Raw genomic sequence first — 13,383 nt, 5'->3', positions numbered from 1 at the left:
ATTAGATGCGTTGCTTCTTAGATAGTTTTTCTATTTGTAGTAATAATGCGCCACGAAATATGACACTTGCGCCATTAAGTACCAGCAACGGCCAAGCAGTAGCAAATGGCATGGTAAAGGCGAAGCCAAGAGTGCTGAGATCTTTAATCAATATACTTCTAAAAAGAGAAGGGGATAGCGCGCCATTTGTGCCTGCTTTTCTTATCGTCAAAATTTGATGTACAGTGCCTTGGATGAGCAATAAGGTCACGATCATCATGAGTGTATTTGCCCCCATTTTAGCAATGCCTGGATAGGGGCGAAAAGCAATCGATAGCAACCCAGCAATAAATATGAAGAATGAAAAGTAGTAAACTAAACCGGATACTGCTGTACGTCTCTCTTGCCAAATTTTAAATAAAATTATCAATAATAAAGCGAGAGCTCCTAAACGGGTCCAGAATAAATAGTGATTAAAAACGTCTACTGCGATAGCAAATATAAAGTTAGCAAAAAAAGCAAAATAACTAGATACAAACTGGTTTATCGATAACCCAAGAGTTGACTTTTGTCCGCACTGTTCTCGGTGTCTAATTTCGCTTATTTGTTTGCCTAAGCCGTACCAGGTAAGAAGAAAAGCGAACGAACTTACAGCGCCTGCAATGTGGAATAGCATTTAATATTTTATCACTACGATAGTTATTTAATGCAGGGTATTGCAGGCGGAGGTGTTCAACAAGTTGCCAAACACTCAGATTTGGTTGCGTTAATTGCACCAATATATTCACTATTTAAGCACAAACTCAAACTTGTTACTTTTCGATTTAGAAATTGCGATGGTACCTAAATCATACCGTATTCCCCGAGCATGAAGCTCGGCTTCGTAAACCCCGTTTAGTAATTCGGTTTCGATTTCCAGACCATTTCGGCCCATGCGATCTTTGAATGTCACTGTGTTGCCCCTTTTCGGGGTTAAATGAATGACCACACGTTGGCGATAAAACGATGTGCTTTTAAAGCTTAGTGTCGTATCTAGTTTGTATTGATAGGCTTGCACAGGAATATCGAAAATCACCGATTGAGATTGGTCTTTACGCACGCGCACTAGTTTTGTTTCCCATACTTCCCCATCGTCACTGCGCTTGGCCGTAACACTGTAATTGCCAATGGGAAGTTGTAATTTGGGCGCAAATTCGAATTGCTCACCGGATACCGATTTAACAAGGTAGGCGATATCGTCCCGCAGAGGTAACACTACTAACTGGCCAGTTTCAACTGCTGGTCCAGTCTCTGAGGTTTCTTTGGCGCCCCCCACAACCGAAATAATGTCACCTTTTTCGTCTCTATTGCCGTTAGTGGCCCCAGCCGTGCTTTCTTTTTTCTTCAATGTAATGGTTTTTGACGTAAGCGTATTGTCGCTAATAGTTACGCTAAGCAGTGAATCTTCGTAGCCATGCTTAGACACTTTAACTTTGAACGTTCCAACGGGCAATTTAACCCCTTTGTGGTATTTCTGTGGCGTTCCATACAGCACCACTTTTGCATCAGCAGGAGACAACGTGAGTGTCAGTCTGCCGCGTCCTTTGCTGGCATCTGCGTGCAGTTTTTTGGCAAGATCAAAATAATCTAACGAGGTATTTTCAGTTAGGGTGATCGTATAGGCAGCGGTACCCAGGTTCGATGTAATTACGTAGGTGCCGGGAATAACATGCATCGTTTCATAAATTCTCCGCTTTTTGCCCACGGTGTTTACCGGCTCTAGGGAAAGGACCATTTTGCTTTGCCAGTTTGTTATGGTGAGGGTTACGCCTCTACCGGCTTTTGCACTATGAACACGGTTCTCTTCAATTAACGATAACAAGTAATCAAGCCTTACGTACTGTAGTGCTGAATCTACCCCCCAACCCGTGGTGGTAGATACTCCCTCTTCCTTTGCCGTGTGCCACAGTTTTGTGCTTTTCGAGCAAGAGAACAGGAGTGTGGATATGATTACCAAAATACAAAGTCTGGTGAGTTTAATCACTGGCAACCTCCGCAAAATCCTCTAACAGGCCGCCGATAACCTCTTGTGCGACAAAATCTGCATACAGATTGGAATTGTCAGCAATAAGCTGGTGGACGTCTGACATAACACTGTCAAAGAGGGCCTCATTTTGTTTAATCACGTAATTAATGCTTTCGGCAAGCGCTGCGTCTTTAGCTGTGGATTTGCACTCTTGAATGATGGTGTCAAACAAGGCGTTTTGCCGTGCTTTAATTTGCGCTAATTTCGTTTTGAGGGCTAGCGCATTTTCGGCGCTGACATTAACCATTTGGGTCGTTGAAAATAAGGTGTCATTGACCACCATTTGAGCCAAGGTGTTTGCACAAAGCTTTTTACTTTTCTCTCGGCCATGTTGATAAATTTTAGGGGGAAACGGACTTATTTGATGCCTCAAAGCGAGGCAATGTTCATTATCATCTTGGGGTGTTTTATTGGCCACGACCACTAATGTCAGTTTCTTTTTCGAGTCTTTCAGTTCGCTACGTGCATAAGCGCGCATGACGAGTTCACAGTTCAAAGCAATGGTGGCATCTAAGGGGTCATCAGCAACCTGCAAAAAAGGTTCAGGCAAAAATTGGTTTAGCGTTTGCGTTAAGCTGTTAGTCAGTGCATGACTTAAATCGTGATTAGAGGGCGTGTAGTGGCTGCGTTTGAGATCCACGTTAGCTTCATACAGCGTTTCGTCATCTTTTGTTGTAATGTCTTCGATTAAACCTTTAGCGTTAATCGATGGGCGGGGATTAATCGAGTCTGAAAGGCGCTGTGAGATAAAGGCCAATGTTGTACTTGACGTGCCCTTTGATTGAGCGATAAGTGAATTAAGTACCGCTTGTAAAGAGCGGATATAAATCATACGTATTTCGTTAAACTGTCGCTTTGCATTTCGTCTTTTTATCGGTTGTAAAAAGCGAATGGGGTGCGATGCGTTAAGATAACGTCGATAACCCTCTAATCGGCCGATGTTGCGCGCCTCGCGGTAAAGTAAGCTGGCGGCACTGGCGTTATGCATTTTATTTAGCAGTAAAAACCAAAGGACAAAATAGGCCAGCAATATGAGTTCATTTGTCCAACCTTTAATGCCGCTTACCGACGGATAACGTTTAAGTGGTGTCACCTTAAAAGACGCAAATAAAGTGTCGTCTTGCTTAAAGTCAGTTAAATCTTGGCTGATTACGCCGTATGTTTTAAACGAAGGCCGCTGGAATATAAGGTGGTTTTTAACCGCAGGATAATAGGGTTTGCCATCTAACATTTGCGGCGCAACATCGTCATAAACAAAGTATCGGGGAGCGCCCCATGCCTGCACCAAAAACACAAACAAAAGGAAAAATGGTACACCAATAAGTAGTTTGCGCTTCCAGTATTTAAACCCTGCTTCGGTACCAATAAAACAGAAGAAAAGTGCTGCGCCCCAAAAAAATAAGACGCTCATCCAATCGAGAAGAAAAACCTTCATAATGACTATATTTAATCCGTTAGAAAATGGCGGCAAAGGGCCCCATTTCGAGGTTTTTGTGCGAATGCACGAAAAAATAAGTGACCAAGACTAAAGTAGTTAGATTATTGATTCAAATTAATTTTCTAGAATATAAATGACGAAGATCTTAGCAAAATTGTTAACAACTGGTTTTTTTATCTTAGGGGTACCATTAAGCCGCTGCTTTTTGCTCTAAAAGCCCCGCAGCTATTGCTTTTGCTTTTGCAGCAGCTTGTTTATCTCCTAGTACGTATGCCTGCACAATGGCACCTTCAAACAATAATCCTATTGCATCTGTCATGGTTATAATTGCCGTCTCTTTGTCTAGTATATGAGAGACATGATGTTGAATGAGGTTTAGCATCTTTTGCTTACTTTGGGCACATTGCTTATGAAGATGGTTGTCTTGGCTACTGAATTGGGCGCTTACATTAATAAAATAGCAGCCAAAAAATTCACCGTTTTCAGGCTGTTTCTCGTAGATAAGATCATTGAGTGAATCAAACAAGGTGTTAATTGCTTCTAAACCTGACGGTATTGTTTCTAACCTTTTCGTCAGATATGAAAAATAGCATTCATCACGATAGGCAATAGTGGCTGCCACTAACGCTTCTTTGCTGTCGAAATGATGATATAGGGTTTTTTTCGCAATACCGGCGTCGGCGATGATGCGATTTATGCCGACGTCATGAACCCCGTATTGGTAAAAGAGTTCGAAGGCTACTTTTACAATATGTGCTTTTTTTTCCACCGTAATACCTCAAAGAATCCCGCTTAAATATTGACATGTGTAGACAACTCTGTCTACTCTGCAAAGCAAGGAGACAAAGTTGTCTACTTGCTGGTTTGCCCAACTTGCCATCTCTGCTTAGCCGCGCTTTATGGCAGTGGGACGCTGAGTTAACTTTCTCGGTCTCTAAAGACTTGGCTTGTTCATTCGTGCTTTACATGGGCAAGTTGTTGAATTTAAGAAATGAATAACTGAAAAGGAAGGTCCCATGAAGCTCTATGATATGGAATTGTCTGGCAATTGCTATAAGGTAAGGTTGTTCTGTGCCCTTATCGATACGCCGATAGAAATTGTGGAAGTCGACTTTATGAACGACGAGCACAAAAGTGATAAATGCAAACAACTGAATCCTTTTTGTGAGCTTCCTATACTTGTTGATAATGAGATTACGCTGCGAGACTCTCAAGCCATTTTAGTCTATTTAGCAAGCAAGTACGGCGACGAAAGATGGTGGCCTAAAGAACCTTATTTGCAAGCCGACGTGATGCAGTGGTTATCGGTTGCTGCCAGTGAAATTAGACACGGGCCTAACGCGGCTAGGCTTATTGATAAGTTCAATATTCCCCTTGATCGCTACGTCGCACGGCAGCAAAGCGCGCGTATTCTTAGTTTATTAGAAGAACACTTGTCGACCAATGATTGGCTGGCTGCCAAACGATTAACCATTGCTGACTGTGCCGTTTTCCCCTATGTGGCATTGTCGTGGGAGGGTGGCATCGAAATCCAAAAATATCCCCATATACAAGCATGGCTAAAACGTATTAAACAATTGCCTAATTTTATTTCTATGCCAGGTATTTAGTTGTCATTATCACTACGTTACAACGGGCCACTTAGCGCCCCAGATTGTTGCCGGCGTATGGTTCATTCATACGCTGCGTTTTGTGTTTCGTTCTCTTAGTAGTATTCCCACATGAGATACACACACCGCCAGAAAGGCACTGCTACCGAGTGCGCCGCCAATGCCGTTAATAAAAGGGGCAATTAATAGGTAAAGACAACCAAAGCACGCACCGGAAACCGCCATCGACGTATAGCCAAATTTTTGGGGTGTACTCATACCGACAAAGCTGGCACCAAAGAAAACCAGAGACCAATAGGCGGCGTCGACATGGGCAACGACTGCAACACCATAGGCAAGAATGGTAAGGGTGCTCGATGCGCGTATGGCGTTGAAGGATGAATATTGTGCTAATTTATACGTGCTCATGGCGCTCACCACAGACACTAAAACAGTAAATAGTGCGATCATAATAGCCCCTTTGCCAGTAAGACTAAGGTCACGGCAATAAAGGATATGGTACCTAAACGACCACCAAAGCCATGGAATAACGGTCGACTCAAGGTATAAAGCACAGCGCCAAGGGCTGCCACGGCCGCCAATTCTACGTAACCACCGATTAACTGAGACGAGCACATACCGGCAAACGCTCCGGCATACACCGCCGCTTGCGGGTGAGGATCAAAGCGTTTGGGATAATGCCAAAAACTCCCTGCTAACCCAGTGATGGCGCCAGCCAATACTACGGGTACTTGAAGTTCTTGATGTAAGGAAAAACAGCTGAACGTGCCTAAGAAAAACGCGACAAGTTTGCTAAAAAGAAAGGCCATACTAAAAAAATCTCTAATTGTGGCGTTTGAAAATGAAAAGAATGAATGCCAAGGGGCTACTTACTCGGTATCTATTTGTTTTTTATAGGCGACTTCTTCTCGCCCCCGACGCTCAAGCCTGGCTTCGCCAGCCGGGTCGGCATGAACAATCACATCCGTGTCGGCAAAAGCGGCTTCCAGCGCTAATTCAACATCGTCGGTGATCTTATGTGCCTGACGAAACGATAGCGAGGCGGAAAGTTGAATATCTAACTGAATAAAACGTTTTGAGCCAGCACGACGGGTGCGCAGCGCATGATAACCTAAAATATCTTTGTTTTGTTTTAAGATAGCCACAATCTTTAGCTTGTCTTGCTGTGGAAGTTCTTCATCCATTAATTCTGGAATGGCGCATTTACCCACTTGCCAGGCGGCATAGGCCAAAAATATTCCCATGATCAGTCCAGCAATAGCATCAAGTCGAGGTATACCGTAAGTTTCGCCAATGAATATCGCTGCTAGTGCACCTGCTAAAGCCATCACATCACCTAAGTAATGGGCCCGATCAGATTTCACAATTAACGAGTCTGTTTTTTTCAGAGCATAGGTTTGAAAGGTCACTAGAGTAAGGGTCGCAATGAGTGCAAACACCAGCGTACCCATGGCAATATGGGGAGCGTGAACGGGCTGAGGTGAAAATAAGCGGCCGGTAGACTCCCAAATTACTAACGCGGCAGAAACACTAATCAACACAACTTGTGTTAAAGCAAACAAGGCCTCAGCTTTATTGTGTCCATATTTATGGTTGGCATCAGGTTTAATGGCGGCAAAGCGAGCGGCAAGTGCGGCTGCAACGCTAGCCAGTAAATCGATACAGCTATCGGCTAACGAGCCTAAAATAGCGGTTGAACCCGTGATAAACCAACCTGCTATTTTTACCGCACACAAAAGTAATGCCACACAAACTGCAGCAGTGGTGGCAGCATTGATCCAGCGGGAGTGAGTGTTTTGTGACACCGGTAATGTAATCTTGTTGGTAAATAAAGGTTAGAGTGATTAAGTGTACTTAACATGGCCGCTATTTATCAAAGTATTATGCAACAAATTTCAATATAACGAGGAGCAATAATGGGGCAACAGATTTACTTATGCCGTCATGGGCAAACGGAATGGAACAAAGCCAAAATATTACAAGGGCAGCTAGATAGCCCCCTCACTGAAGATGGCCAAAAGCAAGCCCAGCAATTGGCACAAAAAGCAAAATCTTGGCCGCTGGAACTTATTGTTAGCTCGCATTTAGGCCGAGCGGTACAAACGGCTGATATTATTGCCGCCACGTTAAAGCAACCTCGCTTAACCTTGCCGGGCTTTTGTGAACGCCATTTTGGTTCTTGGCAAGGCAAGCAAACTGCCACATTGCCAGAATATCAGGCGTTTCGTGAGCACCGATATACGCGCCCTGATCTCATGCCAAATACCGGCGGTGAAAGCGCCAATATGGTCACTGCCCGGTTCTATAAAACCTTTGCACATTTGTTTGCTAATCATAAGTATAACGGCGTCATGATCATTAGTCATGGTGATGCTATGGCGTGCTTGGCGCAGAGTTTTGACCAAGGCCAAGTCATTGATAACTGTGGTGGTATGTTATTGCGCTGGGAAGATAACAAATTGCATTGGGAGAAATGGCTCGATTAACCCATTATCACAGCTGATCAAAATTTGCACAGCCATTAAAGTTAATATAGATTGAACTTTAAGAAAAAATTAAGCAAATGCTCTTATAGCCTCAAGCAAAAGGACACGTTAGGCAATGGGTGTTATGGATCAGAGGTTATGGCAGCAGTTTTTACAGCAAAAAATACGGCAACCGAAGCGCCTTAATTGGTGCCCATTGTTACTTCTGTGGCTTCCCGTTACATGGGGAGCCAGCGGTAACAATGAATTTAAAGAAACGGTGGCTTTTGCGGGTATTACTTTTCAAAGCGGGAAGAAAGCCCTTCCCGTTCGCTTTCCGTTTTCATCTTCTATTGTTAAATCAGAAAAACTAAATCGTCATTTGTATCAGGCTATTTTAAAAAAGCCACCGCAAAACTTTACCCTTACCGCCAGTATTCTGGATAAAGATGAAGGCTACAAATACGCCGCTACTTTGTTGCTCGACAGTGAAACCGTGTCTACCGAGCAGCTAATGATTGATCACACCCCCTGGTTTACTTGGTGGGTACAACTTTCTGCACAGCTATTAATTTTTGATGTTGAATCTTCCCAGCTGGTTTTTACTCACACCTTACCGGTTATTCGTTGTAAGGATATTGACGAAGCCCCGCCCACCGAAGCCATGATCCGCCAGCGGGTATCTGATATGTTGGCCAATAATGTGTGCGGTAAACCTGAACATCTACTTGCTCATTTTGTAGACTACTTGCACACCGCCCCCCCACCAGGAAAATCAAATCTTACTCAGTTTGCGGTGTCCTCGGTAGTGGTTGAAGAGAAAGCCAACGCTTTTATTCCTGAAAAATTTAAAGCAGACGATATGGCGGTATTTAAGCGTTATGTGGCCAATCAACTGACCAAGGCTATGGCTGAAACCCAAGGTATTGCAGTGCAACCCTATAACGCCGATTTATCTGTACTTACCATGCAGGGGCGTTTTTCTGGCGGTGAACAAACCTACAATTTAATTTTGCCGAAACCCTACTACAAAGTGGATTACACCGTTCGCGGGTTTAAAAAAGTCCCCTTTAGTAAAAATAGTGCCGGAGAAGCCAATTATTACGTGGCGTTTTCTCGCATTACGGTAAATAAAAACCTCGAACGTGGTGACGAATTGATTTTTAGTCAACCGTTGCAATTCGGCCAAGCCATTCCTTCATCCAGTGGCTCCAGTGGTTTTGCTGAGTGGGTATTCTTTGAAGAGCAATTGTTGTCGTTAATTTATAAAACCAATACGGATATTTACTCAGATACCACTGCATTTTTCAAAATGCAGGGTTTCCAACGCAAACAAAAACGTGGTTTTTTAAAGCAGTTTGAAGCATTAAAGGAGGCCTATAAATCATGCCGACTTTAATGATGTTAGTGCTACTGCTAAGTGCTTTTGCCACAAATACTTACGCCAATACAACCCAAGTAAGAATAGAAGGTTACGCCACGCTAACCCAGTCTCGCTTTACCCGTGAACAGAAAGACGAACAAACAAAGGAAGCTTTGTACAACGGTATTCAAGGGTATTATCAGGCTCACGACCCTCATATGTTGGCGTTTATAAAACAACATATTCCTCATCCCACCATGATTAAAAACGTTGGGCAGCTTATCGGTGAGCACAAGGTCGCCCACCGCATTGTTGACTCGACTCTACACACCGACGTCGTTGCGTATTTTAACAAGGGCGATTTTGAATCGCGGCTAGATACGCTAATGACAGGGCAGTCATCAATTACCTTGGTGGTGGTGGAATTGATGCAACCAACCCAAGAGGAACTGCTTAAGGTCGTTGATGGTGTTACGCCATCGCTGCCTGAATACCTCAAAGGGGGCAACTTATCTGTAGAGACCGATTATGCAGAGCTAACAGACAGAACCGGCGGAGTATTTAATTTAACCCTGTTAGAGGCAGAGTTTGAATCCCGTGGCGATATTGGGATGGCGCCATTGAATGTGGCTGCAAAAGCCAAAGCGGGTCTTGCCGAAGCCTATAGTGTGTTGGTCAGTCATACGTTGATTTACGCAGGGGTTGATGAACTTACCGAAACCTTACATCTGGTGAAGCTGGAATCGAAAGCCAGGATCACCAATGCCAAAAGTGGCCAGATAGAGACCACAGAAACCGTGAGTAACGTGTTAGGACAGGGCGAGACCATGGAATTGGCAGCCCAAAACGGGATCAACAATGCCACTAGAAAATTAGCGGCAAAAATAAAAAGTTACTTTTTACGTAAATTATAAATCAGAGGATTAGATAATGGTAAACGCAAAAGCGGTGGCGGTTTTCGTAGGAGCAAGTGTGCTATGTGCATGCCAGTCAACTGAGCAGGTGATTAAAGACACCTTAGTTATTTTGCAAGGAAGCAGCAACAGTGTCAGCCCTGAAAATATTAGCGAACGGTTCGATATAAACCCAGGGTTAGCTGTGGCCGACCCTTTGCTGGGCGCTTATATTACCTCGCTGTTGTCCATACTTTCAGCTCAAGAAATTTGGTTAACAGCCCTTGGGAAAGCCGAATTAGCAGCACAATTAGAAGCGCAGCGTGAAGACTTAGAAAGAGGCAGCACCTTAGATAGTGAAGCCTTAGACACCATTAATGCATTAAGCGAAAAGGCACAAGATGTCATCGCCGAAACCAAAGATAAGGAAGAAACCTTATCGCGGGAGAATTCGGTGTTATTCGCTACCGGTTTTGTGCCTTATTACGTTGGCGTGAAACAAGCCCGAGAGGTGGTACAGGTAGCGCCAGGCTATTCTCAGTACTTAATTGATAACGCAGCGGATTACCGTCAGCTAGAGCAAAATAAAATTCGTCTCAACGCGGTAACGGAAATTACACGTAGCGGCCCAAACTATATGACCACCTTGTACGAAACCACGGCTTTGGTCTATGAATACTCCCAAGATCAAGGCATCGAGATGCCATCTGAAATGGAAGAGTTAAACGATATTTCGCAAATGAGTTTATAGGCGGCGTTGACGGTGAGGGGATGGCGATGACTAAAATACTGTTGCTAACCGGACTATTTTTTTTGTCGCTGTTTGCCCGCGCTACACCGAGTTTGGTAGTAATGGGCGCCGACGGCGAAAATAGCGCTATTGCAATTACGGATCCTATTTATTCCCGCGTTACCACCGCCATTGTGGAACAAATGGTATTTCGGGGGTTTACCACCTACGCCGATAACGACATTTTTACGTTAGATTATCAGCGCACAGGAAAGCGAACCGACAAGCGAGTTAAGGCGCTTGCCCGCAGTATTCAAAGCCAACCCATCGATATTTTAGTGCAGTTTACGATCCATCTGCATACCCCTGAAAATCAATATAAAACCCGCAAAGCAGTGAAAGCCCGATTGGTGGGTAAGCTTATTTATATCGCTACGGGTGAAGCTTTGGGATCTTTTGAAACCAAGGCATCGGATTCTTGGTTTGTGCCGATAAATTGCACATCAGTGTGTTTGTCTGAATCGGTGGGGAGCTATGCTAGCTGGTTAGCCGAAGAATTGGGGGCGGTACTGGCTGAAATGTTGGATCACGAAGTAAACCGTCCTGATTTTACCTACAAGCATCAAATTAATTTTGTCCAAATGAGTGACGAGCATATTGCGCGATTTATGGCGGCGTTACCGCAAGCCGAGGGCTATGTGAATGTTGTGCAATACAAAGATATTGGCGTGATGTTAAGCAGTCGACAACGTCGAGAGAAAGTGGCTGTGACGCTACAGCAATTGGTCTCAGGTTGGTCAGTGCCGGTGAGGGTTGAGCAATTAGGCAGCGTGTTTAGTGTCAGTGTTAACGCTTCGCCGGTACAGCAAGAAAAACAAGAGGTCGATGTGTCGAGCATTTTCAATTAAATCGGTAGTAAGACACAGTACCGTGAACCATAAAACGGTTCATTGGGAATAACAGGTTTTTGCTCTGTTCTTCTTATACATAGAAAAAGAGACATCAATCTTGGCATCGGTGGCAGCCATACTAAGCCAAACGGTGCAATAAACGGAACATGCTATGTTTAGGATCAGCGCGTCATTACTGTTATATACCAGCTCGTTTTGCATTGCTTTATTTGGTAGCGTAATACTTTACAGTGCCAAGGCTCAACAACTTGATACGAAACAGTTTTCTGCCCTTGCTAAAGGCGATGGTACGGTTCCTGTCATTGTGCTTTTACACAACACAAAGACGAACGTTGTGCCTTCATCTAAGCAAAAAGGGCAATGGCTAAATCTGCAAGACTATATTGACGTGGTACAACAGCAACTTGCTGATGATATGGGCTGGGTAAATTTTAATGACATGGTTAAGTTTAAACATGTCCCTGCCATTGCGAAAACCATTAGTCCCCAAGAATACAAACAGTTAGCCGCATCAAATTTGGTGCAAGGTGTATATACCGACCGTTCAAACAGCCTATCGCTCAGTACAAGCAGCAAAACCATTGGGGTAGATGCCGTGATGGACAACGCCCGTCTTGGTCAGGGTTATGCCGTCGCTATAATCGATTCCGGCGTACAGGCTTTCCATCCTTTTTTGGCCTCGCGGGTGGTAGCTGGCGCGTGTTTTTCTTTCAATGCTAGCTGTCCAGGTGGTACAAGACGCGCAGAAGGCATTACCGCTGGGGCGCCGTGTACAGAACCTAGCTGTTTTCATGGCTCCCATGTAGCAGGCATTGTGGCCGGACAACATAGCCAATTTAATGGTGTTGCTAAAGAGGCATCGCTGGTTGCTATCAATGTATTTTCTACCTTGGGGCAGGGCATTACCTCTCGCGACAGCGATGTGATGCAAGCGTTGGACTGGGTTTATCAGCACGCCGAACGCTATCATATTGCGGCAGTAAACATGAGCTTGGGTGGCGGCTATTATTCCCAGCCCTGTGATGATTCCCCCATTAAACGCTATGTGGATTTGTTGGCAACACGTGGAGTTGTGACTGTTATTGCGGCCGGTAATGAGGGCCGTGACGATGGTGTGGCCAGCCCTGGCTGTATTTCTACGGCAGTCACGGTGGGTTCCATTGAACCGGAAGGCACCATCTCTGCGTTCTCCAATAGTTATGCCCAGCTAGATATTGTTGCCCCCGGCGGTGGCATTACCTCGTCGGTGTTAAATGGCGAGTATGCAGAATCTTCCGGTACCTCGATGGCAGCACCCCATGTGGCCGGTGCCATCGCGCTGCTTAAATCCACCTATCCTAAGGCCACTGCACAACAGCTTATTGCGGCGTTACAGCATGGAAATACTTTTACCGACCCGAGAAATAACGTGCAAACCCCAGCGCTGTATTTGCCCACGGCTTTGGCTTATTTGCAGCAGATGATGTCTTCTGTTCCACCACCCAATAATACGCCGGTTCCTGATAACACGCCGCAAACGCCTTGTCGGCAGGTTATAGATGGAATTGTTATCGAACACACTGACGCAGCATGTCAGCCACAAGAAGGAACTATCCAATGGTAATAAGCCGTTATTACTTTTGCATTGTTGCTGGGTTACTGAGTACCGGCTGTGAGCAAGACGCCACCCATGCCTGTGAACGCTTTCCAGCGGTGTGTGCAGAGCTAAACAATCATCAGCCTATCACCGTCATTGTTACCGTTAGCTTCACCGCGGATAAACCCACATTGAAGTCATGGTTGGAGGATGAAGATATTTCCATTGTGTCGGAATTTAAAGCCACCGATCAATGGTTGGTGGAATTAACCATGAGCGAATTTATTGCGCTAAGTGAACAGCCCGGTGTTGAAAACATCAGCATTGATAAATTTTATCCACGATAAGGACCT

Annotated in this window: 15 protein-coding genes; 8 read left to right on the top strand and 7 right to left on the bottom strand. The window is 44.6% G+C overall.

Going from position 1 to position 13,383, the window contains the following annotated elements; translation table 11 throughout:
* Position 1: 1 nt before the first annotated feature.
* The 4 genes from KO501_RS08365 to KO501_RS08350 all read right to left on the bottom strand — a co-directional run bounded on the left by KO501_RS08365 (position 2) and on the right by KO501_RS08350 (position 4,251).
* Entirely contained in the window at positions 2-655 is a 654-nt protein-coding gene (locus tag KO501_RS08365; protein WP_216029204.1) for a hypothetical protein, read from the bottom strand.
* A gap of 111 nt (positions 656-766) precedes the next feature.
* Complete coding sequence (locus tag KO501_RS08360; protein WP_216029203.1) at positions 767-2,002, bottom strand: hypothetical protein; 1,236 nt, start codon at positions 2,000-2,002, stop codon at positions 767-769.
* A complete protein-coding gene (locus KO501_RS08355; protein ID WP_216029202.1) occupies positions 1,995-3,479 on the bottom strand; it encodes a hypothetical protein in 1,485 nt (494 codons plus the stop codon). The genes KO501_RS08360 and KO501_RS08355 overlap by 8 nt, the downstream gene beginning before the upstream one ends.
* Positions 3,480-3,672: 193 nt before the next feature.
* Positions 3,673-4,251, bottom strand: coding sequence for a TetR/AcrR family transcriptional regulator (locus KO501_RS08350; RefSeq protein ID WP_216029201.1), 579 nt, complete (start codon positions 4,249-4,251; stop codon positions 3,673-3,675).
* Between the two features lie 247 nt (positions 4,252-4,498).
* Between KO501_RS08350 and KO501_RS08345 the strand changes: the two genes are divergently transcribed.
* A complete protein-coding gene (locus KO501_RS08345; protein WP_216029200.1) occupies positions 4,499-5,092 on the top strand; it encodes a glutathione S-transferase in 594 nt (197 codons plus the stop codon).
* A gap of 66 nt (positions 5,093-5,158) precedes the next feature.
* Here the strand turns inward: KO501_RS08345 and KO501_RS08340 are convergent, their stop codons facing one another.
* From KO501_RS08340 to KO501_RS08330, 3 genes are read right to left on the bottom strand one after another with little or no spacing between them, the layout of a single operon-like run.
* Positions 5,159-5,542 (bottom strand): hypothetical protein, encoded by a 384-nt coding sequence (locus tag KO501_RS08340; protein ID WP_216029199.1) that lies wholly within the window; start codon positions 5,540-5,542, stop codon positions 5,159-5,161.
* A complete protein-coding gene (locus tag KO501_RS08335) occupies positions 5,539-5,901 on the bottom strand; it encodes a hypothetical protein (protein ID WP_216029198.1) in 363 nt (120 codons plus the stop codon). Before KO501_RS08335 ends, KO501_RS08340 begins: the two co-directional genes overlap by 4 nt.
* Positions 5,902-5,961: 60 nt before the next feature.
* Entirely contained in the window at positions 5,962-6,897 is a 936-nt protein-coding gene (locus tag KO501_RS08330; RefSeq protein ID WP_216029197.1) for a cation diffusion facilitator family transporter, read from the bottom strand.
* Between the two features lie 111 nt (positions 6,898-7,008).
* On the opposite strand from KO501_RS08330, the gene KO501_RS08325 reads away from it, so the two are divergent.
* From KO501_RS08325 to KO501_RS08295, 7 genes are all read left to right on the top strand, one after another.
* Positions 7,009-7,578, top strand: a complete 570-nt coding sequence (locus KO501_RS08325) for a histidine phosphatase family protein (RefSeq protein ID WP_216029196.1) — start codon at positions 7,009-7,011, stop codon at positions 7,576-7,578.
* Positions 7,579-7,702: 124 nt separating this feature from the next.
* Positions 7,703-8,956 carry a hypothetical protein gene (locus KO501_RS08320; RefSeq protein ID WP_216029195.1) on the top strand — a complete coding sequence of 418 codons (1,254 nt, stop codon included), beginning with the start codon at positions 7,703-7,705 and terminating at the stop codon, positions 8,954-8,956.
* Positions 8,944-9,834, top strand: a complete 891-nt coding sequence (locus tag KO501_RS08315; RefSeq protein WP_216029194.1) for a hypothetical protein — start codon at positions 8,944-8,946, stop codon at positions 9,832-9,834. Before KO501_RS08320 ends, KO501_RS08315 begins: the two co-directional genes overlap by 13 nt.
* A gap of 16 nt (positions 9,835-9,850) precedes the next feature.
* On the top strand, positions 9,851-10,564 hold the full coding sequence (locus KO501_RS08310) for a hypothetical protein (protein WP_216029193.1): 714 nt from the start codon (positions 9,851-9,853) through the stop codon (positions 10,562-10,564).
* A 26-nt stretch (positions 10,565-10,590) separates the two neighbouring features.
* Positions 10,591-11,451, top strand: a complete 861-nt coding sequence (locus KO501_RS08305) for a hypothetical protein (protein ID WP_216029192.1) — start codon at positions 10,591-10,593, stop codon at positions 11,449-11,451.
* A 154-nt stretch (positions 11,452-11,605) separates the two neighbouring features.
* Positions 11,606-13,057 carry a S8 family serine peptidase gene (locus KO501_RS08300; protein WP_216029191.1) on the top strand — a complete coding sequence of 484 codons (1,452 nt, stop codon included), beginning with the start codon at positions 11,606-11,608 and terminating at the stop codon, positions 13,055-13,057.
* A complete protein-coding gene (locus KO501_RS08295; RefSeq protein WP_216029190.1) occupies positions 13,051-13,377 on the top strand; it encodes a hypothetical protein in 327 nt (108 codons plus the stop codon). Before KO501_RS08300 ends, KO501_RS08295 begins: the two co-directional genes overlap by 7 nt.
* The last annotated feature ends 6 nt before the right edge of the window (positions 13,378-13,383 follow it).

The sequence above is a fragment of the Alteromonas sp. C1M14 genome, from assembly GCF_018860965.1.
In the GTDB taxonomy this organism is placed as follows: Bacteria; Pseudomonadota; Gammaproteobacteria; order Enterobacterales; family Alteromonadaceae; genus Alteromonas.
The sequence above is the reverse complement of the archived record's forward strand: the minus strand, read 5'-3'. Positions and strand labels throughout refer to the sequence as shown.

Excerpts from the sequence above, each read along its gene's own strand:
- KO501_RS08365 (WP_216029204.1), bottom strand. The coding sequence starts at position 655 with ATGCTATTCCACATTGCAGGCGCTGTAAGTTCGTTCGCTTTTCTTCTT.
- KO501_RS08355 (WP_216029202.1), bottom strand. The coding sequence starts at position 3,479 with ATGAAGGTTTTTCTTCTCGATTGGATGAGCGTCTTATTTTTTTGGGGC.
- KO501_RS08345 (WP_216029200.1), top strand. The coding sequence starts at position 4,499 with ATGAAGCTCTATGATATGGAATTGTCTGGCAATTGCTATAAGGTAAGG.
- KO501_RS08340 (WP_216029199.1), bottom strand. The coding sequence starts at position 5,542 with ATGATCGCACTATTTACTGTTTTAGTGTCTGTGGTGAGCGCCATGAGC.
- KO501_RS08335 (WP_216029198.1), bottom strand. The coding sequence starts at position 5,901 with ATGGCCTTTCTTTTTAGCAAACTTGTCGCGTTTTTCTTAGGCACGTTC.
- KO501_RS08325 (WP_216029196.1), top strand. The coding sequence starts at position 7,009 with ATGGGGCAACAGATTTACTTATGCCGTCATGGGCAAACGGAATGGAAC.
- KO501_RS08320 (WP_216029195.1), top strand. The coding sequence starts at position 7,703 with ATGGATCAGAGGTTATGGCAGCAGTTTTTACAGCAAAAAATACGGCAA.
- KO501_RS08315 (WP_216029194.1), top strand. The coding sequence starts at position 8,944 with ATGCCGACTTTAATGATGTTAGTGCTACTGCTAAGTGCTTTTGCCACA.
- KO501_RS08310 (WP_216029193.1), top strand. The coding sequence starts at position 9,851 with ATGGTAAACGCAAAAGCGGTGGCGGTTTTCGTAGGAGCAAGTGTGCTA.
- KO501_RS08305 (WP_216029192.1), top strand. The coding sequence starts at position 10,591 with ATGACTAAAATACTGTTGCTAACCGGACTATTTTTTTTGTCGCTGTTT.
- KO501_RS08300 (WP_216029191.1), top strand. The coding sequence starts at position 11,606 with ATGTTTAGGATCAGCGCGTCATTACTGTTATATACCAGCTCGTTTTGC.
- KO501_RS08295 (WP_216029190.1), top strand. The coding sequence starts at position 13,051 with ATGGTAATAAGCCGTTATTACTTTTGCATTGTTGCTGGGTTACTGAGT.